Raw genomic sequence first — 21,221 nt, 5'->3', positions numbered from 1 at the left:
CGTATAGTGACTGGGAGAAGGCAAGCACTGCTCAGGCGCAGACTTCGCGGATCGAGCTTTCCAGGATGTCGAGCGCTTCGTTCATGACCTCGTCCTGGATGGTGATCGGCGCCAGGAAGCGGATGACGTTGCCGTGGACCCCGCAGGTCAACAGGATCAGCCCCTTGTCGAGCGCCTTCAGGCGGATCGCGTTGGCGATCTCGGCCGACGGCAGGCCCTTCTTGACGTCGTTGAATTCGACCGCATTCATGAAGCCCAGCCCCCTGACGTCGACGATCTCGGGCACGTCATCACGGATCGACTGCAGGCGCTGCTTCAGCCGCGCACCCAGCGTGTTGGCGCGGTCGCAGAGCTTTTCGTCCTCGATGACATCCAGGACGGCGTGTGCCGCGGCGACGCCGATCGGGCTGCCGCCGTATGTGCCCCCGAGGCCGCCGGGGCTGGGCGCATCCATGATCTCGGCGCGGCCGGTGACCGCCGACAGCGGAAAGCCGCCGGCCAGGCTCTTGGCCATGGTGGTGATGTCGGCCGCCACCTCGTGGTGGTCCATGGCGAACATCCTGCCGGTGCGGGCAAAGCCGGTCTGCACTTCGTCCGCGATGAGCAGCATGCCGTGCTGGTCGCAGAGCTTGCGCAGCGCCGTCAGGAGTTCACGCGGCGCGTCGTAGAAGCCGCCCTCGCCCTGAACCGGCTCGATGATGATCGCGGCGACGCGGGCCGGATCCACATCCGCCTTGAACAGCTTGTCGAGCGCCGCCAGCGAATCGGCGACCGAGACGCCATGCAGTTGCACGGGGAACGGCACGTGGTAGACGTCGCCCGGCATGGCGCCGAAGCCTACCTTGTAGGGCACGACCTTGCCGGTCAGCGCCATGCCCATGAAGGTGCGGCCGTGGAAGCCGCCGCCGAAGGCGATGACGGCCTGGCGGCCGGTGGCGTTGCGAGCGATCTTGATGGCATTCTCCACCGCCTCGGCGCCGGTGGTGACGAAGATCGTCTTCTTCTCGAACTTGCCGGGCAGCATGGCGTTCAGCCGTTCGGCCAGCCGCACATAGCTCTCGTAAGGCACGACCTGGTGGCAGGTGTGGGTGAAGCGGTCGAGTTGCGCCTTGACAGCCTCGATTACCCTGGGATGGCGATGGCCGGTGTTGACGACGGCGATGCCAGAGGAGAAGTCGATATAGCGGCGGCCCTCGACATCCCAGATCTCCGAATTCTCGGCCCGGTCGGCGTAGATTTGCGTGGTCATGCCGACGCCGCGCGAGATCGACTGGTTCTTGCGTTCGGAAATGGCGGAGTTCTTCATCATATCCCTCACCGGGCCGGGGCCCGTTCTGTTTGATGCCGTTCAGTTCCCTTCTGGGCTTATTTCAGGTTTTCCTCAAGCCGGCACCATCGCCGGGTCGATTGGGCCTGACTTGACCAGTCCGGCGATACCCTTGCGAGACCGGTTTTCCTTTTTTCCGCGATCGACTATCCTCCTGATTTCCGCGAGGGACCGCGACGGGCCGCGGCCGGGGGGAGCCATGAGCAGGAACGTGACATCGTCTGTCTCCCCGCCATCCGCCAAAACTCCGAGCCTTTTGTCTTTTCCAGCCGCTTCAATTCTCGCCTGCACGGCCTTGGCGCTGCTCGCCGGTTGCCAGAAGCAGGAGGTGGAGGAAAAGAAGCTGCCGGTCATGGTGCGCACCGAAACGGTGGCGATGGCCGACTATGCGCCGAGAACCTCGCTGACCGGGGTGATCGCGGCGCGCACGCTCAACAATCTTTCGTTCCGGGTTGGCGGACGCGTCGCCGAGCGGCTTGTCGATGTCGGCCAGCATGTCGATCAGGGGACAGTGCTTGCCCGCATCGATCCGCAGGAGCAGGAATCCGATCTGCGATCGGCGCAGGCCGATCTCGATGCCGCGCGGGCGCAATTGACCCAGGCCGCGGCCACTTTCGAGCGGCAAAAGACGCTGCTTGCCCAGGGTTTCACCACCAGGCGCGATTATGACGCGGCCGACCAGGCACTGAAGGTGGCGCAAGGCAGCGTGGATGCCGCGCAGAGCGCGCTCGCCAACGCCCGGCAGAACCTGTCTTTCACCGAACTCAAGGCCGGCGCCGCCGGCGTGATTACCGCCCGCCAGGTCGAAGCCGGCCAGGTGGTGCAGGCGGCGCAGACCGTCTTCACCGTTGCCGAGGACGGCGACCGCGACGCCGTGTTCAATGTGCAGGAGACGCTGGTCGCCAGGACGCCGGCCTCGCCGGCGGTGACGATCACGCTGTTATCCGATCCGCAGGTCAGAGCAACGGGCAAGGTGCGCGAGATCTCGCCGGCGGTCGACCCGGCTTCGGGCTCGATAAGGGTCAAGGTAGCCATTCCCGATACGCCCGCCGGCATGCCGCTGGGGGCGGCCGTCATCGGCTCGGTCGGCGCCAAGCCGGCGAAGGCGATCCTGTTGCCCTGGCAGGCCCTGACATCCAGCGCCGGCAAGCCGGCGGTCTGGATCGTCGATCCCGCGACCAAGGCAGTCGCGACGACGCCGGTCGAGGTGCTGGCGTTCGATTCGGGTACCGTCGTCATTGCCAAGGGACTGAACGAGGGCCAGAGGGTCGTTACGTCGGGCGGGCAATTGCTCAACCCCGGCCAGACAGTCGAAATATCGGGAGCGGCGCAATGAAGCGGCTCCTGCTTGGCCTTGCCGCGCTTGGCGCGCTCGCAGCCTGTTCGAAATCGGAGGAAAAGCCGCCGGAGGTCGTCCGGCCGGTGCTGTCGGTCGTGGTCGAGCCGCGCACCACCCAGACCTTCGGTTTCGCCGGCTCGGTCGAACCGCAGGTGAGTGCCGATCTTGCCTTCCGACTGCTCGGTCGCGTCGTCTCGCGCGACGTCAAGGTCGGCGACATCGTCAGCAAGGGCACGACGATCGCGGCACTCGACCCAACCGCGCTGGAGCTGGCCGTCCAGGCGGCCAAGGCCGAACTCTCCAATGCGCAGGCGCAGTTCGCCAATGCGGCCGCCAGCGAGGAGCGCCAGCGCCAGTTGCTCACCTCGGCCAATACGTCGCAGTCTGTCTTCGATGCCGCGCAGCAGGCACGCAAAGCCGCGGAAGCCAGCGTCGAGCGGGCAAAAGCTTCGCTGGCCAAGGCCCAGGAGCAGCTCGGCTATGCCAGGCTGTTCTCGGATTTCGACGGCGTCGTCACCGCCGTCGGCGCGGAGGTCGGCCAAACCGTCTCGCCGGGCCAGACGGTCGTCACCGTGGCGCGCTCGGACCCGCGTGAAGCGGTCGTCGATATTCCCGACCAGTTGACCGGCGATCTCTCGGCGGGCACGCCGTTCCAGGTCATCCTGCAGTCGCTGCCGACAATCCGGACAGAGGCCAAGCTGCGCGAGATCGCGCCCCAGTCCGAGGGCTCGACCCGCACCCGGCGCGTCAAGCTGACGCTCACGGACCCGCCGCAAGCCTTCAGACTCGGTTCGACGGTAACCGCGACCCGGATGACCAAGGTCGTACCAACGATCGAATTGCCAATCTCGGCGCTGCTCGAAAAAGACGGTTCTGAAAAAGTGTGGATCGTCGATCCAAAGACCTCGAGCGTCAGCGCGCGCGATATCAAGGTCGCGCGGAAGGCTGGCGGCACCTTCACCGTGGCGGAAGGGCTCGAAGCCGGCATGCGAGTCGTCACCGCCGGCGTTCACAGCCTCGTCGACGGCCAGAAGGTCAAAGTGCCCGAGGGAGGGGCCTCATGAAGGGCTTCAACCTCTCCGACTGGGCGCTCAATCACCGCTCACTGGTCTGGTATTTCATGCTGGTCTTCGTGGTGGCCGGCGTATTTTCCTATCTTAATCTCGGCCGCGAGGAAGATCCCAACTTCACCATCAAGACCATGATCATCCAAGCCAACTGGCCGGGTGCCTCGGTCAAGGAGACGGTGCAGCAGGTGACCGATCGCATCGAGAAAAAGCTCGAGGAGCTCGACAGCCTCGACTTCACCAGATCCGTCACCACCGCCGGCCAGACCGTAATTTTCGTCAACCTGAAGGACACCACCAAGGCGCGCGACGTCGTGCCGAACTGGCTTCAGGTGCGCAACATGGTCAACGACATCAAGGCGCAATTTCCGCAAGGCGTGCAGGGACCGTTCTTCAATGACCGCTTCGGTGATGTTTATGGCAACATCTATGCCTTCACATCAGACGGGCTGACGCCACGCCAGTTGCGCGACTACGTGGAGGATGTCAGGACCAAGATCCTCACCGTGCCCAATGCCGGCAAGGTCGATCTGGTCGGCGCGCAGGACGAGGCCATCTATCTCGAATTCTCGACGCGACAGATAGCTGCGCTTGGCCTCAACCAGCAGCAAATCGTCGCCAGCCTGCAGGCCCAGAATGCGATCACCCCGTCCGGCGTCATCCAGTCCGGGCCCGAGCGCATCAGCGTGCGCGTCGGCGGCCAGTTCACCTCCGAGGAGAGCCTGCGCGCGATAAACCTGCGCGTCAACGATCGGTTCTTCCGGCTGAGCGACGTGGCGACGATCACGCGCGGTTATGCCGACCCGCCGACGGCCTTGTTCCGCTTCAACGGCCAGAACGCGATCGGCCTTGCCATCGGCATGAAGCCAAACGCCAATCTGCTCAAATTCGGCGAGGCGCTGCATGCGGAGATGAACAAGGTGTTGGCCGACCTGCCGGTCGGCGTCGGCGTGCATCTGGTGGCCGACCAGCCTGTCATCGTCGAGGAGGCGGTCTCAGGGTTTACGCGTGCGCTGTTCGAGGCGGTGGCGATCGTGCTTGCCGTCTCTTTCATCAGCCTTGGCATGCGCGCCGGCTTCGTGGTGGCGCTGTCGATCCCGCTGGTGCTGGCCATCACCTTCACGGTCATGGAGTATCTGGGGATATCACTGCAGCGCATTTCGCTCGGCGCTCTGATCATCGCGCTCGGGCTGCTGGTCGACGACGCGATGATCGCGGTCGAGATGATGGTGGCGCGGCTGGAGGTCGGCGACAGCCTGCGCAAGGCGGCGACCTATGTCTACACCTCGACCGCCTTCCCGATGCTGACCGGCACGCTGGTGACGGTCGCGGGCTTCATCCCGATAGGACTCAACTCGAGTGCTGCCGGCGAATACACCTTCACCTTGTTCGTCGTCATCGCGGTGTCGCTGCTGGTGTCATGGATCGTGGCGGTGCTGTTCGCGCCGCTGCTCGGCGTGACCATCCTGCCGGCGACGATGAAGACCAAGCATCACGACCAGCCAGGGCGCTTCACGTCACTGTTCCGGCGCGTCCTTGTCGGCTCGGTGCGCCATCACTGGCTGACGATCATCGTGACCGTGCTTCTGTTCGCCGCCTCGATCGCCGGCTTCGGCCTGGTGCAGCAGCAGTTCTTCCCACCTTCCGACCGACCGGAGCTGATCGTCGATTGGAACCTGCCACAGAACTCCTCGATTACCGAGACGCGCGACCAGATGGAGCGCTTCGAACAGCGGGCGCTGGTCGGCAATCCCGACATCGACCACTTTTCCTCCTATATCGGTCAGGGCGCCGTGCGCTTCGTGCTGGCCTATGACGTGCAGCCCGCCAATCCCTATTTCGGCCAGACGGTGATCGTCACCAAGAGCATCGAGGCACGCAACCGGGTGAAGCCGGCGCTGGAGAAGCTGTTGCGCGCGGAGTTTGTCGGCACGGACGCTTTCGTCAAGCCGCTTGAGCTCGGACCGCCGGTTGGACGGCCTGTACAGTACCGCGTCGGCGGCCCTGACATCCAGACGGTGCGAGAACTGGCGCAGCAATTCGCCGGCGTGATCTCGGCCAATCCGAAACTCGCAGCGCCAACTTTCGACTGGAACGAACCGCAGCGTGTGCTGAGGGTCGACGTGCTGCAGGACAAGGCGCGCCAACTCGGCATCACCTCGTCCGACATCGCCAGCACACTGAACAGCACGGTGGGCGGCGCGACGATCACGCAGGTGCGTGACGCGACGTACCTGATCAACGTCGTGGCTCGCTCGCGCGAGGCCGAGCGCGGCTCGATCGAGACGCTGCAAAACATCCAGTTGCCGACCGGAAATGGCGAGGCGATCCCACTCGCCGCGGTGGCCAATTTTCGCTACGATCTGGAGCAGCCCACCGTGTGGCGACGCGATCGCATCCCAACCATCACCGTGCGCGCCGGCTTGGTCGGCGACGTGCTGCCGGCGACCGTCGTCAACGAGTTGAAACCGTCGGTCGACGCCTTCGTCGCCAAGCTGCCGCCCGGCTATTCGGTCGAGACCGCCGGCTCGGTCGAGGAAAGCGCCAAGAGCCAGGGGCCGATCGCGGCCGTGGTGCCGCTGATGCTGTTTGTCATGGCGACCATCCTGATGGTGCAGTTGCAGAGTTTCCAGCGCCTGTTCCTGGTGGTGGCCGTGGCGCCGCTCGGGCTGATCGGCGTGGTCTCGGCCCTGGTGCCAAGCGGGGCGCCGCTGGGCTTCGTCGCCATTCTCGGCGTGCTGGCGCTGATCGGGATCCTGATCCGCAACTCGGTCATCCTGATCGTGCAGATCGAGGACCTTGTCGCCGAGGGCAGGGATCGCTGGGCCGCGGTCATCGAGGCAACGGAGCACCGCATGCGGCCGATCGCGCTGACGGCGGCCGCGGCCAGCCTGGCGCTGATCCCGATCGCGCGCGAGGTGTTCTGGGGGCCCATGGCGTATGCGATGATGGGCGGCATCATCGCGGGTACCGCGATCACGCTCTTGTTCCTGCCGGCGCTTTATGTGACGTGGTTCAGGATCAAGGAGCCGAAGCGGGAACAGGGCGGCGAAGTAGACGTCGCCGCTGTTGCGGAAACTTAAGGCGAGGGCGAGCTCCTCGGCGTGACGCGGAGAACTGTCGTCAGATCTGCTCGGGAGCCGTTCTCACAAACCCGTCGCTGGCCCGCAACAGGTTGCGCGTATAATCCTTCGTCACACGGCGCTCGACGAGATCGTTGGCCACCAGATTCTCCACAGCCTCGCCGCCCTGCATCACCATCAGCCGCTCGCACATATGAGTGATGATGGCGAGGTCGTGGCTGACCATCAGGAAGGTCAGCTTGCGCCGCCGGCGGACTTCCTCCAGCAGGTTGAGGACTTCCGCCTGCACCGAGGCGTCCAGCGCCGAGGTCGGCTCGTCGAGCAGCAGGATCGAGGGCTCGAGGATGAGCGCGCGCGCGATCGCCACACGCTGGCGCTGACCGCCAGAAAGCTGGTGCGCGTAACGGAAACGAAAGCCGTTGCCGAGGCCGACCTCGTCGAGCGCGCGTTCGATCCGCTTTTCGCCATCGGCGAAAGCATGGATGGCGAGCGGCTCCTGCAGCAGGCGGTCGACCGTCTGGCGCGGGTGCAGCGAGCCGTAAGGATCCTGAAAGACCATCTGCACTTCGCGGTAAAAGGCCTTGTCGCGGCGCGCGCCGAGCGTCTTGCCATTGACTGTGATGCTGCCCGAGGCGACCGGCGCGAGGCCGGCTATGGCCCGCAGCAATGTCGACTTGCCCGAGCCGGATTCGCCGACCAGGCCGAAGGATTCCCCCGGCTGCACGTCGAGGCTGACGCCTTTCAGCGCGCGGAAGCGATCGAAGATCACCTCCAGCCTGTCGACGGCAATCGCTGAAGTCATGCCGCCCACTCCGGCTTGCGGTCGAGCACGGGCAGCGGGTGACGGTCGGCGCCGATCTTTGGCATGCAGTTGAGCAGCCCGCGCGTGTAGGGATGCTGGGCCTGACTCAATTCCGACGCCTTGAGCTGCTCGACGACTTTGCCGGCATACATGACGATGACGCGGTCGCAGAAGGACGAGACCAGGCGCAGATCGTGCGAGATGAAGATCAGCCCCATGCCGCGCTCCGCGACCAGCCTGTCAAGGATGCCGAGCACGTCGAGCTGCACCGTGACGTCGAGCGCCGAGGTCGGCTCGTCGGCGATCATCATCTCCGGTCCGGCGATCAGCATCATGGCGATCATGGCGCGCTGGCCCATGCCGCCCGACACTTCGTGCGGATGCAGGTCGAAGACGCGTTTGGGATCGCGGATCTGCACCGCCTCGAGCATGGCCAGCGCGCGCTCGCGCGCCTCGGCCTTGCCGACCTTTTCGTGGGTGCGCAGCGTCTCGACGATCTGGCGGCCGATGCTCATCACCGGATCGAGCGAATATTTCGGGTCCTGCAGGATCATGGCGATGCGGTTGCCTCGCAGCGCCCGGCGTTGGCGTGGCGAGATGCCGAGCAGGTCGATGCCGTCAAAACTCAATTTATTGGCCGATATCCGGGCCTGCGGCGGTGTCAGGCCCATGATGGCGCGGCCCGTCTGCGACTTGCCGGAACCGGACTCGCCGACGATGCCGAGCCTCTCGCGGCCGAGAGAGAAGGAAACGCCGCGCACCGCCTCGATCATGCCGGTGCGGGTCGGAAAGGTGACGCGCAGATCCTCGACGTCGAGAAGCGTGCTCCTTGATCGCTGCTGATCAGGGCGGCCACTCATTGGTCACCGCTGCGGGGATCGAGTGCGTCGCGCAGGCCGTCGCCAAGCAGGTTGAAGCCGAGGCTGACGATTAGGATGGCGAAGCCCGGGCGCACCAGCCACCCACCATTGGTCGAGAATGAAGCGGCGACCCGAAGCGATCATGGTGCCCCATTCCGGCAGCGGCGGCTGCGCGCCAAGGCCAAGGAAGCCGAGGCCCGCGGCCGTCAAGATGATGCCAGCCATGTCGAGCGTCACGCGGACGATCAGCGAGGAGATGCACAATGGCATGATGTGGCGCAGCACGATGCGGAAAGGCGAGGCGCCCATCAATTGCACCGCCTTGATGTAGTCCGAGTTGCGCACGGTAAGCGTCTCGGCGCGGGCGATGCGCGCATAGGGTGGCCAGGAGGTGATGGCGATCGCCAGCACGGCGTTCTCGATGCCGGGGCCAAGGGCGGCGACGAAGGCCAGCGCCAGCACCAGCTTGGGGAAGGCAAGGAAGATGTCGGTAACGCGCATCAGTATGGCATCGGTCCAGCCGCCGGCATAGCCGGCGACGGTGCCGACCAGGAGACCGATGGGGGCGGCGATGATGGCGACCAGGACGACGACATAAAGCGTCCAGCGGGAGCCGTAGAGGATGCGCGAATAGATGTCGCGGCCGAGGTCGTCGGTGCCGAACCAGTGCTGCGCAGTTGGCGCCAGCAGCCGCGCGTTCTTCAGGTCACCGAAGGTCGGCGAATACGGCGCCAGCACACCGGCAAGGATGGCGACGAGCAGCAGGGCGATGATGATCAGCAGGCCGACAAAGGCCAGACGATTGGCGGAAAAGCGCCGCCACGCGACATAGGCGCGGCCGAGCCTTGCCTGCGTGCGGGATGCCGGCCGCTCCGACAGCAACCATTCGCGACGGCTCTGGATCGCTTCGGCGCTCATCCTGTCTTCGTTCTCGGGTCGAGTACACGGTAAAGCAGGTCGGACAGAAGATTGATGGCGATGAACACCGAGCCGATGACGATGGTGCCGCCGAGAACGGCGTTCATGTCGGCGTTCTGCAGCGAGTTGGTGATGTAGAGGCCGATGCCCGGCCAGGAGAAGACGGTCTCGGTCAGCACCGAGCCCTCGAGCAGCCCGGCATAGGACAACGCGATCACGGTCACCATCGGCACGGCGGCATTGCGCAGCGCGTGGCCCCAGATGATGCGGGTTTCCGACAGGCCCTTGGCGCGCGCGGCGACGACATATTCCTGGGCGAGTTCGTTGAGCATGAACGAGCGCGTCATGCGGCTGATATAGGCGAGCGAGAAATAGCCGAGCAGCGAGGCCGGCAGGATGATGTGCCGGAAGGCGTCCCAGAAGACGTCCCACTGCCTCTGCATCGCCGAATCGAGAAGGTAAAAACCGGTGACCGGCGTGAAGGTGTATTCGTAGACGACATCGAGCCGTGCAGGGAAGGCCACCCATTGCAGTTTGGCGTAGAACAGCACCAGGGCCAGCAGACCGAGCCAGAAGATGGGTACGGAATAGCCGATCAGGCCGATGATGCGCACGACCTGATCGACGAAGCTGCCGCGTTTGACCGCGGCCAGCACCCCGAGCGGGACACCGAAAAACGCGCCGATCAGCGTCCCCAGTGTCGCCAGTTCCGTCGTTGCCGGAAGAGCGCGGCGGATATCGGTCATGACAGGGTTGGTGGTCAGCACCGAGGTGCCGAAATCGCCGCTCAGCGCATGTTTCACATAGATGTAGAACTGCTCGATCAACGGCAGGTCCAGGCCCATCTCGCGGCGCGTGCGCTCCACGACATTGGCGGGTGCCCGGTCGCCCAGAACGGCCAGCACCGGGTCGATCGGGATGACACGGCCAATGAAGAAGGTGACCGCGAGAAGACCAAGATAGGTCGTCACCGCAATGACCAGGAATCGGCCGAGCGAAGATGCAAGGGCGACGGCGCGGGCGCTGCCGCGCCCGCCCTCGTTTTCAATCGCGCTCATGCGGGCGTGTCCGCGAACGCTATTCCTTGGAGACCGGCCCAACGAAGTTGGTGTCGAAGCTCGGGCCGAGCGCGAAGCCCTTGAGGTTCTTGCGCAGGCCGGCCACCTCCAGTTGCTGGTGGATGATGACGAAGGGGCTGGTGTCGAGGATCTTCTTCTCGAGATCCTTGTACATATCCGCGCGCTTGCCGGAATCCTTCTCGAGCAGGGCTGCTTCCGTCTCCTTGGTCAAGTCTGGAATGTCCCAGCTGTTGCGCCATGCAAGCGTATGGGATTTACCGGCATCCGAATTGTCCGGATTCGAGGCGAAAGTCTGGGCGTTGGAGTTCGGATCGAAATAGTCCTGGCCCCAATTGCCGATGTAAATGTCGTGGTTGCGGGCGCGATACTTGGTCAGCGTCTGCTTGCCGTCGCCGGGGATGATTTCGAGCTTGATGCCGGCCTGTCCGAGCGTCTGCTGGATCGATTCCGCCATGCCGGTGGTCGGCTGGCCGGTGCGTACGTCCATGGTGACGCTGAAGCCGTCGGGCAGGCCGGCCTTGGCCAGCAACTCCTTGGCCTTGGCGACATCGAGCTTGAAAGGGTTCTCGTCCAGTTCGCCCAGAACGCCCTTGGGCAGGAAGGTCTGGTGGATCTCGCCGATGCCCTTGAGGATGGTCGTGCTCAAGGCATCATAGTCGACCAGGTATTTGAAGGCCTGACGGACCTCGGGCTTGGCGAGGTTCGGGTTCTTCTGGTTGAGGCTGATATAGTAGACGGTGCCTTTCGGCGCGCTGGTGGTGGTGAGGTCGGCATTCTTCGCGATGGCGTCGAGATCGTTCGGCTCGAGGTTGCGGGCAACGTCGATGTCGCCGGCTTCGAGCGCCAGGCGCTGCGCCGAGCTTTCCTTCATGTTGCGGTAGATGACGCGGGCGAGTTTGGCCTTTTCGCCGTAATAATTGTCGTTGCGCTCCATGACGACGGCCTCGTTGGCACGCCATTCACGCAGCTTGTAGGCGCCCGAGCCGGCATAGCCTGTCTTCAGCCAGGCGTTGCCGAAGTCGTTGTCCCATTTGTAGTCGGCGCTCGGCGTGACCGCGGCGACATGTTCCTTGACCAGCTTGGCGTCGACGATGGAAGCGACGGTGGCCGACAGGCAGTTCAGCACGAAACTTGGCGCATAGGCCTTGTCGACGGTGAACTGGAAGGTTGTGTCGTCGACCGCCTTGGCCTTCTCGGTGACGTTGTCGCCGCTGATGCCGAACTGATCGATGATGAAGGCCGGGCTCTTGTCCAGCTTGACGGCGCGCTCGAACGACCAGGCGACATCGGCGGCGGTGATCGGGTTGCCGGAGGCGAATTTCAGGCCGGGCTTGAGCTTGAACGTATAGGTCAGGCCATCGTCGGAGACGGTCCAGCTTTCGGCGAGATCGGGCTTGACCTTGGAAGTGTCGCTGAGGTCGAGGCGGACAAGAAGGTCATAGGTGTTGCCGGTGACTTCGGCGGTCGACAGCTCGAACGCCTCGCCCGGATCCATCGAGATGATGTCGTCGATGGCAAAACCTTCGACAAGCGTGTCGGCGGGGGTGACCGCGCCAGCCGGCGCTCCAGCCAGAAGCAGCGCCGACATGGCGGCGCCCGCAAGCAGGATGCGGGATCGTAGAGCAAGCTTTTCCATCATCATGATGATTGTTCCCTGTTTTGTTGTTTGTTGACCTGAGTTCCCGGCTCAGGGTTGCGGTGTTCTTTCAAGGCTCGACGAGAGCCTCTGCCCCACTAACGTCGTGGTTTTTGTCCAGTTGGTCAACACCATATCCGGCGGCCTGGCGGTGGGCAACGAGCATTTATGCGACGGTTGATTGGACCAGAATGGCGGGCGCCGTGTCGACGCATGCACCAGCCATTCGAGGGCATCGATGGAGAAAAATCTGCTAAATTCGGAGTTATTTCAGCGCCGCGACGAGGCCGGCATCGGGAAAGCAGGTGGCGGCCTGGCCATTCTTTTCCTGCCATCTGCCGATCGAGCGACGGGTCTTGAAGCCGGGCAGGCCGTCGGCGCTGCCGACATCATAGCCCTTGGCTTCCAAGGCCCGCTGCAAGGCGGCGATGTCGGAGCGGCGGAGATCGCCGACCGCACCCCAGCCAGCGGTAAAATTCTGATCGCCATGGGCGATGCGGTCGGCGCCATGGCCGATGAACAGCGCATAGAGGTCGCTGGTGTTGTATTCCTTCAGCACGTAGAAATTGGGGGTGGCGATGAAGGCCGGACCGCTGCGCCCGGCCGGCATCAGCAGGAAACCTTCCGTCTTCAGCTCGCTTGCCGGGAACGCTTTGCCGCCGACGCGCTCGATGCCCATGGCAGCCCATTGCGCAATCTTTTTGCCCTGGTCCGGTCCCTCCAGCGAACAGGAGACGCTCTGGGGCACCAGCACCTCGAAAGCCCAGCCGCGTCCCCTCACCCAGCCGTAGTGGACAAGATAATTAGCGATCGAAGCCAGCACATCGGGCGTCGAATTCCAGATGTCGACGCGGCCGTCGCCGTCGAAATCGACGGCATGCTTGAGGAAAGAGGTCGGCATGAATTGGGGCTGGCCGAGCGCGCCGGCCCAGGACGATTTCATCGCGCCGACCGGGGCCAGTCCGCGCTGGACGATTTCCAGCGCCGCCAGCAGTTCTGTGCGGAAGAAATCCTTTTTCGTTGATATGAACGCCTTGGTGCCCAGCACCTCGAAGGCGTCGTAGGGCATCTTCGCCGCGCCGAAGCCGGTTTCGCGGCCCCAGATCGCCAGCAGGATTTCGCCCGGCACGCCATAGCGCTTCTCGATCGAGGCAAGCGTGCGGGCATTGGCGGCTTCGCGGGTGCGTCCGCCTGATGTGACCGCACGAACCGTCTTGTCGGCAAAATAGGCGCCGGGCGAACCGAACTCGGCCTGGTGCTGCTTCTGCGGCGTCTTCGGCTTCTCGCCCGGCATGACAAGGTCGGGGAGTTTGAGGTTCGGCTTCACGCCGCTGAAGGCGGCATCGAAAGTCTGCTTGGAGACGCCTTTCGCCTTGGCTTCCGGCCAGAGGTCGGTTTGAAGCCAGGCACGGAACTGGTCGTCGATCTTGGCGGCGGAAGCGGGGATGGTGAGGAAGACGGCGAGGAGCGCGGCTAGCAAGAATGCAAGACTAAATTTGCGAAGGTCGTGTTCCGTGGCAATCATCTCCAGGAACGCCTCAAAACGCCGTGCGCGAGCGCAGAGCTGCCGCCAGTGTGCCTTCGTCGAGATAGTCGAGTTCACCGCCCACCGGCACGCCGTGCGCCAGCCGCGTGATCTTGACCTCGAAACCGGAGAGCTGATCGGTGAGGTAGTGCGCGGTGGTCTGGCCCTCGACCGTCGCGTTGACGGCGAGGATGATTTCCTTGATTTCGCCCCCGGCGACGCGATCGATCAGCGAGCGGATGTTGAGCTGGTCGGGGCCGATACCGTCGAGCGGCGACAGCGTGCCGCCGAGCACGTGGTAGCGCACATTCATCGCCGCCGCCCGCTCCAACGCCCAGAGATCAGAGACGTCCTCGACGATGATCAGGGTGGCGGCATCGCGACGCGGGTCGGTGCAGATCATGCAGGGGTCCGAGGTGTCGACATTGCCGCAGGTCGAGCAGATGCGCACCTTGTCGGCGGCCTCGCCCATGGCGGCGGCGAGCGGCGACAGCAATTGTTCCTTCTTCTTGATCAGGTGCAGCGCGGCGCGCCTGGCCGAACGGGGGCCAAGCCCCGGGACCTTGGCCAGGAGCTGGATCAGGCGTTCGATCTCGGGACCGGCGATTCGCTTGGACATCGCTCTGATCTAGGATTTTTCCGAGCGCTTTGAAACATCTCCGTCGATGCACGGTTCGCCATGCTGCCATGCGAGAATCAGTTTGCTTCGAGCGGGCGGCCCTGGCTGACGATCATCGCGCCGATGGCATCGGTGTTTTCAGGCGTCGACTGGAATCCCATCGAGGCTTCTTGCGGAGCGTCCTGGATCGAGGAGATGACCCGCTTGTTCGAGGTTCCGCTGTTCAGGGTTCCGCCAAAACGGGCGGCATCCGGCTCTTCCATCGGCTCCTGCATGGCAACTTGCACCGGCTTCGCCGAGACCCGCGCGGATTTTGCCGTCGGCGCCGCGGCCGCGGTCAGATAGGTCTGCCGCGCAGGGACGGTATAGACAGGCTCCGGCTTGGCCGCCGGTTCCGCCGCGGCGGTCATGTAGACTTGCTGGGCTGGAGCGTTGCGAAGTGATGCCTTGGCCGGGCGCACCGTCTCGACGGATGCGACCCGCGTCGCGGATACCCCCGGCAACGCCACCGGCTGCTCGGCAGAGGCAATCATCGGCTCATCCGGCAGCGGCTGCCAGTTGCGGCCGCGCTTCTCGTAGAAGGCGTTGCCGCCGGCAACCATGGTGTAGTGCATGTTCTTGTAGGGGAAGCGCAGGCCGGCGGTGTGGAAATACATCGTGTTCTTGAGCTTGGTCTTGCGCTCGCCCTTGAGCACGGCGTCGGCGGCCTCTTCGACATCGGGCAATGCGCGCGAATTCATCGATCTGGTCATGACGCCCGGCGCGAACTGCCCGGGCTCACCGACCACTTGGCAGATGGTGCTGCCATGGTTGCCCGAGCGCAGCCGGTTCATCACCACCGTGCCGACGGCGATCATGCCGTCGCGGCTCGACCGGTTGGATTCGAAGAACATCGCCCGTTCCAGGCATTCCCTGTCCTTCGGCGTGTGGCTGTAGGCGCGCGAACTCAGGAAGCTCGGCGTGATGGCGTCGGTCAGGCTGGCGACGGACATGCCGTGCGAGGTTGTCTGGCTGCAAGCGGCCAAGAAAAGGGGAGACGTAACGACGCCGAGCAACAGCGGCGTCTTCCATCGCATCGCGATCAACAGGTAACCCTCTCACTTCAATGCCCGCCCCAGGCTGCGGCAAGAATGAGACACTTTCGGGCAAAATGATGGCGAAAACGTTATTAAGGGCATACTGTTGCCGAATTGACACAAATAGAGGCTTTCCAGATAGATCGAGCCATCGTTTCACACAGACGATGACCGACCTCTCTTCGTTTTGCCGCAATTCCCTTGGGGAAACGCCAAGTGCTTTTTCCCGGCAGGACCGCGCCACGCGTCCAAAACTCCCTATTGCCCGGCGGCGATTGCTGCCGGCTGGCCAGGCTCGACCTCTTCGATCTTCTCCGAAAACAGGCCGCGCCTGAGAAACAGCGCCCGCGCCTCCCTGGCCGTCGGCGCGATCTTGCCCGGCCAGTCGCTGTCGATGAACTCGGCCTTGGTGAAATCAGGATTTGTTTCCCAGGCCGCCTCCAGGAATTCGGCGATTTCCAGCACGATGGCACGTTCATCCCTTGAAAGCGCCGACGTGCCGGCCTCGATCGACGGTCGGTGCACGAAATCCTCGAACAGGTTAAAGTAGCCCTTGACGCCGACGGGATCGACACCGGCATCGCAGTCGGCGAGTATTTCCAGAATCTCGTAGATCCTGTTGCGGGTACGCTGCTCGATCAGTCTTTCGGACGGCTCGTCGATCATGGGCGCCGGTCTCAGCCTTCATGCATATCGTTGCCTGCGCATCCTCGGGTCGAGCCCGCGGGCATGCTTTTGGGCGACATGCCTCAGAAAGGCAGTTTCATTCCCGGGGGAATGGGCAGGCCGGCGGTCAGCGCCTTGGTCTTTTCCTGCATGATCTGCTCGACCTTGGCCTTGGCGTCATTGTGCGCGGCAAGAATCAAATCCTCGAGGATTTCGACGTCGTCCTCCTTGAACAAAGACGGGTCGATCTTCAGCGACTTGATATCGAATTTTCCGCTCAGCGTGACGCTGACCAGGCCGCCGCCAGCCTGGCCGAGGGCCTCGACCGTGGCAATCTCATCCTGCATGGCCTGGAACTTGGCCTGCATTTCCTTCGCCTTGCCCATCAGGCCGAGAAGATCTTTCATGGTCCGATCCTTTGCGGATTAGTGCTGAATATCAGGGTTCGTCTTCTTCGGCCGGCGGCTCGACCGGCATTTCGGCCTCGCTCGCGTCGGCGTCCGGCGTGTCGGGAATGCGCACGTCGATGATCTTGGCGCCGGGAAAGCGGGCCAGGATAGAGGCCACGGTCGGGTCGTTCCTGGCATCGAGGAAAGCGTTTTCACGCTTCGTCGATTCCATCTCGGCCAGCGTCTGGCCGCCCTCCTCCTTCGACAGCGACACCAGCCAGTTGCGGCCGGTCCAGGCGCGTAGTTTCGTCGTCAGGTCGTTGAGCAGCATCTTGGGCGCATCGTCGGTCAGGCTTACGTCGATGCGGCCCGGTTCGATGCGCACGAGGCGGATGCAGCTCTTGATCAGCACCTTGAAGGCGATGTCGCGTTTCGCGTCGGCAAGGGCAACGATGTCGGCCAGCGATTTCAGCGGTACGGCTTGCGTCTCCGGCGCCGATTGCGGGGGCGCGACAAATGCAGTCGGAGTCGGCGTGGCCTCGACCAGCCGCATGGGCTGCGCGCCGCCCGAGCCGCCAGGCATGCGCGCCTGCGCCACGGCGCCGGCGCCATCGCCGGGATTCACGGGGCCGGGGCTCATCGGCGCGCCGTTCGGGCGCGGCGCGGCGCCAGTTGCAGAGGCGCCGCTCTCCAGCGATCTCAGCGCCTCGTCCAATGTCGGCAGGTCGGCGGCATGGGCCAGCCGGATCAACACCATTTCGGCGGCACTGACCGGCCGGTTGGAGGACTGTACCTCGGGAATGCCCTTGAGCAGCATCTGCCAGGTCCGCGACAGCACCCTGACCGACAAAGCCCGGGCGAAATCGGCGCCGCGCTGACGCTCGTCCTGCGACAGCGAGGCATCGTCCATCGCGGTCGGCACGAAGCGTAGCCTGGTGACGAGATGGTTGAACTCGGCAAGATCGGTGAGCACGGCGGCCGGATCGGCGCCGGTATCGTATTGGGCGCGAAACTCCCCAAGGGCGGCCGCCACGTCGCCCTTCATCACATGCTCGAACAGATCGACGATACGGGCGCGGTCGGCCAGGCCCAACATGGCGCGCACGGCCTCGGCGCTGACCGAGCCGGCGCCATGGGCGATCGCCTGGTCGAGAATGGAGAGCGAATCGCGGGCGGAACCTTCCGCCGCGCGCGCGATCATCGCCAGCGCATCGTCGTCGACCGAAATGCCTTCCTTGCCGGCGATCGAGGAGAGATGCGAGACGAGCGCGCCGGCGTCGATGCGCCTCAGGTCGAATCGCTGGCAGCGCGACAGGACGGTGATCGGAACCTTGCGGATTTCGGTGGTGGCGAAGATGAACTTGACGTGCGGGGGCGGCTCTTCCAGCGTCTTCAGCAGGCCATTGAAGGCCTGCGTCGACAGCATGTGCACTTCATCGATGATGTAGACCTTGTAGCGGGCCGAGACCGGCGCATAGCGCACGCGTTCGATGATGTCCCTGATGTCGTCGATGCCGGTGTGCGAGGCGGCGTCCATCTCGATGACGTCGACATGGCGGCCTTCCATGATCGCCTGGCAGTGCTCGCCAAGCACGGCGAGGTCGACCGAGGGCTGATCCGTGGTGGCGGTTTTATAGTTCAGCGCACGCGCCAAAATGCGCGCGGTGGTGGTCTTGCCGACGCCGCGCACGCCGGTCAGCATCCAGGCCTGGGCAATGCGGCCGGTGGCAAAGGCGTTGGTGAGGGTGCGCACCATCGGCTCCTGGCCGACGAGTTCGGAAAAATTCGACGGACGGTATTTGCGCGCCAGCACGCGGTAGGCAGCGGCCTTGCCCGTCGCCAGACTATCAGGGCCCGAATTTCCGGCTTCGCTCATTCGCCCGTTAAGCTCCAAAAGGCCGCGCCCAAAGGCGCCGATTCTGCGCATAGTCTCGCCCGCGCTGCAATGCGTCGTCAATGTCGCGAGGAGGGCCGATGAGGTGGGAGGCTGGAACAATGACCCGTTCCGGGCTCGTTAGGGCTGCTTCCTTCCGGACCTGACCCGGTTGGCGAGTGGATCGTCCACCACCAACCTCCCGCTGTCCATATCGGCAATTGCGCGACGAAATGCAAGTGCGCAGGCAAATCGGAACCGCGGACCACCAGATTCGCTTGCAGCACCGGTGCAGCCGCTCTAGCGTTCATGGTTTGAGGAAACCAAGAAAAGCAAGGGAAACGCCGATGCTGCCGGGCCTGAAGGCCGGATTCACGCTGGATGCCCGGCTGGAGGCCGACAGCGAGCAATTGATGTGGCTGGGGCTGTGCGAATTGCGGGTGATGAACGACCGCCGTTGGCCATGGCTGCTCCTGGTGCCGCAGCGGCCAGGCGTGGAGGAGATCCATGACATGACGCCGCTCGACCAGGCGATGCTGACCTTCGAGACCAATATGGTGGCGCAGGCGCTGAAGAAGGTGAGCGGCTGCACCAAGATCAACACCGGTGCGCTCGGCAACATCGTGCGCCAACTGCATGTCCATATCATCGCACGGTCCGAGGGCGATCCCGGCTGGCCCGGCCCGGCCTGGGGGCACGGGCTGCGCGAGCCCTATGAGCGTTCCGATCTGCGCCGGTTTGCCGAAACGATAAGGGCAGCGCTATAAGCCTTGCCGTGTCCATCCCAAGCGTGTCCATCCCAAAGCACCAGAGTCCACATGACCTTCCGCCTGTTTGACGCGCCCGTGCGCGAGCCGAGCCAATTCGTCGGCTTTGCCGGCAACACGATCGACCGGCAATCCGAGAACCGCGCCGACGATTCGGTCGACAAGGCGCTGGCCGATCCGACGACGCGGCTGCTGTTGATGAATGGCGGCAGGCTCCTGCTGAAGCCCGGCGAGGGCGGCCGCCTCGACCCATGGTTCGGCATCGCCGAAAGCGAGCCCTTCAGCCCTTCGGTCGACCAGGGCGTCCTGCTCGGCGTTTCCGAACAGGGGCCGGTGCTGGCGGTGCTGGCTGGCGTCGATGCCGAACAGCTGCCTGAAACCATCAAGGCGATCGATTACCGCTCGGTCTATATGCAAGGGCTGATCGACGAGGCCGCCGCCGGCGCGATGGCGCAGGGCGCCGCCCTGCTTGCCTGGCACGCCAGCCACCGTTTCTGCAGCAAATGCGGCACGCAATCGCAGATGCGGGCGGGCGGCTACAAGCGGCATTGCCCGAATTGCGGCACCGAGCATTTTCCGCGCACCGACCCGGTGGCGATCATGCTGACGGCGACGCGGGAGAAATGCCTGCTCGGCCGCGGCCGGCATTTCGCGCCGGGCATGTATTCGGCGCTTGCCGGCTTCATCGAGCCGGGCGAGACGATCGAGGCGGCGGTGCGCCGCGAAACGCTGGAGGAGGCGGGTATCCGGCTCGGCCGCGTCGTCTACCACGCCAGCCAGCCCTGGCCGTTCCCCTATTCGCTGATGATCGGGTGCTTCGGCGAGCCGCTCAACGAGGACATCCAGGCCGATCTCGACGAACTGGAGGACTGCCGCTGGTTTTTGCGCGACGAGGTGCGCCTGATGCTGGAACGGACGCACCCCGACAACCTGGTCACGCCGCCGAAAGGTGCCATTGCGCACCACCTCATCCGCGCCTGGGTCGACAGCGAATAGCCAATATCGAAGTCATTGCAGGAGAGACAAATGATCCGTCACACCGTCGTCTTCACGCTGAAGCACCCACCGCATTCGCTGGACGAAAAGCGCTTCCTCGTCGACGCCAGGAAAATCCTCTCGGCGATCCGGGGCGTCACGCAATTCGAGCAATTGCGGCAGGTTAGCCCTAAGAACGACTATCGGTTCGGCTTCTCGATGGAGTTCGCCGACCAGGCCGCCTACACCAGGTACAACGACCATCCCGACCATGTCGCCTTCGTGCGCGACCGCTGGGTGCCGGAGGTCGAGACCTTCATGGAGATCGATTACGTGCCGTTGGGCTGGTAGCTCAATCCGCCACCTTCCACTGCTCGCGTGACTCGCTGGCTGGATAGACGCCGAGGATCCGCACTTCGCGCGAAAAGAACCGCAGTTCGTCGAGCGCCAGCTTGACCAGCGGATCGTCGGGGTGGCCCTCGATGTCGGCGTAGAACAGCGTCGCCGTAAAGGCGCCGAGTTGGTAGCTTTCCAGCTTGGTCATGTTGATGCCGTTGGTGGCGAAGCCGCCCATGGCCTTGTAGAGCGCGGCCGGCACGTTGCGGACGCGAAAGATGAAGGTCGTCATCATCTTGACGTCGGATGACGGGCGCTCGGCCCATTGCTTGCTCTTGGTCAGGACGACGAAGCGAGTGACGTTGCTGTCGGTGTCCTCGACATTCTCCTCGATAATGTCGAGCCCGTAGAGCGCTGCTGCCAACGCCGGCGACAGCGCGGCCATGGTGCGGTCCTTGACCTCGGAGACCATCTTGGCGGCGCCCGCCGTGTCGCCGGCGACCACTCCCTTCCAACCGTTCTTGCGGATGTATTTGCGGCATTGGCCGAGGGCGTGGATATGGGTGTGCACGCTCTTGATCTCGTCGCGCCTGACGCCCGGCAGCACCATCAGCTGGAAATGGATCGGCAGGAAATATTCGCCGACGATGTGCAGTTTCGATTCCGGCAGAAGGTGGTGGATGTCGGCGACGCGCCCGGCGATGGTGTTCTCGATCGGGATCATGGCAAGATCGGCCTTGCCGGTCTCGACGGCATTGAACGCGTCCTCGAAGGTCGGGCACGGCAACGGCTCCATCGAGGGATAGACGTTACGGCTGGCGGTGTCGGAATTGGCGCCGGGCTCGCCCTGGAAGGATATTCTATTGGTCTTTTCAGGCATGCTG

Annotated in this window: 19 protein-coding genes, 1 other RNA gene and 1 pseudogene; 6 read left to right on the top strand and 15 right to left on the bottom strand. The window is 64.1% G+C overall.

Going from position 1 to position 21,221, the window contains the following annotated elements; translation table 11 throughout:
- Positions 1-31: 31 nt before the first annotated feature.
- A complete protein-coding gene (locus ACVWWD_RS11745) occupies positions 32-1,306 on the bottom strand; it encodes a 4-aminobutyrate--2-oxoglutarate transaminase (RefSeq protein WP_352547724.1) in 1,275 nt (424 codons plus the stop codon).
- 75 nt (positions 1,307-1,381) lie between these two features.
- Positions 1,382-1,681 carry a hypothetical protein gene (locus ACVWWD_RS11740; protein WP_352547686.1) on the bottom strand — a complete coding sequence of 100 codons (300 nt, stop codon included), beginning with the start codon at positions 1,679-1,681 and terminating at the stop codon, positions 1,382-1,384.
- Here ACVWWD_RS11740 and ACVWWD_RS11735 point away from each other — a divergent pair.
- Genes ACVWWD_RS11735 through ACVWWD_RS11725 form a run of 3 tightly spaced genes read left to right on the top strand, consistent with a single transcriptional unit; the run spans position 1,584 to position 6,816 of the window.
- Positions 1,584-2,663 (top strand): efflux RND transporter periplasmic adaptor subunit, encoded by a 1,080-nt coding sequence (locus ACVWWD_RS11735; protein ID WP_435053995.1) that lies wholly within the window; start codon positions 1,584-1,586, stop codon positions 2,661-2,663. The two genes, ACVWWD_RS11740 and ACVWWD_RS11735, sit on opposite strands and share 98 nt — an antisense overlap.
- Positions 2,660-3,730, top strand: a complete 1,071-nt coding sequence (locus ACVWWD_RS11730; RefSeq protein ID WP_352547682.1) for an efflux RND transporter periplasmic adaptor subunit — start codon at positions 2,660-2,662, stop codon at positions 3,728-3,730. Before ACVWWD_RS11735 ends, ACVWWD_RS11730 begins: the two co-directional genes overlap by 4 nt.
- Positions 3,727-6,816, top strand: coding sequence for an efflux RND transporter permease subunit (locus ACVWWD_RS11725; protein ID WP_352575376.1), 3,090 nt, complete (start codon positions 3,727-3,729; stop codon positions 6,814-6,816). Before ACVWWD_RS11730 ends, ACVWWD_RS11725 begins: the two co-directional genes overlap by 4 nt.
- A 40-nt stretch (positions 6,817-6,856) precedes the next feature.
- Here ACVWWD_RS11725 and ACVWWD_RS11720 read toward each other — a convergent pair whose 3' ends face one another.
- From ACVWWD_RS11720 to ffs, 12 genes and pseudogenes are all read right to left on the bottom strand, one after another.
- On the bottom strand, positions 6,857-7,618 hold the full coding sequence (locus tag ACVWWD_RS11720; protein WP_023772661.1) for an ABC transporter ATP-binding protein: 762 nt from the start codon (positions 7,616-7,618) through the stop codon (positions 6,857-6,859).
- Positions 7,615-8,478, bottom strand: coding sequence for an ABC transporter ATP-binding protein (locus ACVWWD_RS11715; RefSeq protein ID WP_023772660.1), 864 nt, complete (start codon positions 8,476-8,478; stop codon positions 7,615-7,617). The genes ACVWWD_RS11720 and ACVWWD_RS11715 overlap by 4 nt, the downstream gene beginning before the upstream one ends.
- Positions 8,475-9,396, bottom strand: a pseudogene (gene nikC, locus ACVWWD_RS11710) (nickel transporter permease). The gene ACVWWD_RS11715 and the pseudogene nikC overlap by 4 nt, the downstream one beginning before the upstream one ends.
- A complete protein-coding gene (locus ACVWWD_RS11705) occupies positions 9,393-10,454 on the bottom strand; it encodes an ABC transporter permease (RefSeq protein WP_023772658.1) in 1,062 nt (353 codons plus the stop codon). Before ACVWWD_RS11705 ends, nikC begins: the two are co-directional and overlap by 4 nt.
- A gap of 19 nt (positions 10,455-10,473) precedes the next feature.
- A complete protein-coding gene (locus tag ACVWWD_RS11700; RefSeq protein ID WP_023772657.1) occupies positions 10,474-12,117 on the bottom strand; it encodes an ABC transporter substrate-binding protein in 1,644 nt (547 codons plus the stop codon).
- Positions 12,118-12,376: 259 nt separating this feature from the next.
- Positions 12,377-13,636 (bottom strand): lytic murein transglycosylase, encoded by a 1,260-nt coding sequence (locus tag ACVWWD_RS11695; RefSeq protein WP_457103074.1) that lies wholly within the window; start codon positions 13,634-13,636, stop codon positions 12,377-12,379.
- A gap of 13 nt (positions 13,637-13,649) precedes the next feature.
- Entirely contained in the window at positions 13,650-14,255 is a 606-nt protein-coding gene (gene recR / locus ACVWWD_RS11690; RefSeq protein WP_015314042.1) for a recombination mediator RecR, read from the bottom strand.
- 77 nt (positions 14,256-14,332) lie between these two features.
- Positions 14,333-15,340 (bottom strand): cell wall hydrolase, encoded by a 1,008-nt coding sequence (locus ACVWWD_RS11685; RefSeq protein WP_352547671.1) that lies wholly within the window; start codon positions 15,338-15,340, stop codon positions 14,333-14,335.
- A gap of 249 nt (positions 15,341-15,589) precedes the next feature.
- Positions 15,590-15,997, bottom strand: coding sequence for a hypothetical protein (locus ACVWWD_RS11680; RefSeq protein ID WP_352547668.1), 408 nt, complete (start codon positions 15,995-15,997; stop codon positions 15,590-15,592).
- Between the two features lie 83 nt (positions 15,998-16,080).
- Complete coding sequence (locus tag ACVWWD_RS11675; protein WP_015314045.1) at positions 16,081-16,404, bottom strand: YbaB/EbfC family nucleoid-associated protein; 324 nt, start codon at positions 16,402-16,404, stop codon at positions 16,081-16,083.
- A 31-nt stretch (positions 16,405-16,435) separates the two neighbouring features.
- Entirely contained in the window at positions 16,436-18,262 is a 1,827-nt protein-coding gene (locus ACVWWD_RS11670) for a DNA polymerase III subunit gamma/tau (RefSeq protein WP_352547666.1), read from the bottom strand.
- A gap of 103 nt (positions 18,263-18,365) precedes the next feature.
- Positions 18,366-18,462: signal recognition particle sRNA small type (gene ffs, locus ACVWWD_RS11665), an RNA gene on the bottom strand.
- A 144-nt stretch (positions 18,463-18,606) separates the two neighbouring features.
- Between ffs and ACVWWD_RS11660 the strand changes: the two genes are divergently transcribed.
- The 3 genes from ACVWWD_RS11660 to ACVWWD_RS11650 are packed head-to-tail and all read left to right on the top strand — an operon-like array spanning position 18,607 to position 20,352.
- Positions 18,607-19,026: an HIT domain-containing protein gene (locus tag ACVWWD_RS11660; RefSeq protein ID WP_023772652.1), complete on the top strand. Its 420-nt coding sequence runs from the start codon at positions 18,607-18,609 to the stop codon at positions 19,024-19,026.
- A gap of 51 nt (positions 19,027-19,077) precedes the next feature.
- Complete coding sequence (gene nudC, locus ACVWWD_RS11655) at positions 19,078-20,022, top strand: NAD(+) diphosphatase (RefSeq protein WP_023783407.1); 945 nt, start codon at positions 19,078-19,080, stop codon at positions 20,020-20,022.
- Between the two features lie 30 nt (positions 20,023-20,052).
- Positions 20,053-20,352 (top strand): Dabb family protein, encoded by a 300-nt coding sequence (locus ACVWWD_RS11650; protein WP_023772650.1) that lies wholly within the window; start codon positions 20,053-20,055, stop codon positions 20,350-20,352.
- A 1-nt stretch (position 20,353) separates the two neighbouring features.
- On the opposite strand, the gene ACVWWD_RS11645 is transcribed toward ACVWWD_RS11650, so the two are convergent.
- Positions 20,354-21,217 (bottom strand): prephenate dehydratase, encoded by an 864-nt coding sequence (locus ACVWWD_RS11645; protein WP_352547662.1) that lies wholly within the window; start codon positions 21,215-21,217, stop codon positions 20,354-20,356.
- Between the last annotated feature and the right edge of the window lie 4 nt (positions 21,218-21,221).

The organism is Mesorhizobium sp. URHB0026 (assembly GCF_054059755.1).
The sequence above is the reverse complement of the archived record's forward strand: the minus strand, read 5'-3'. Positions and strand labels throughout refer to the sequence as shown.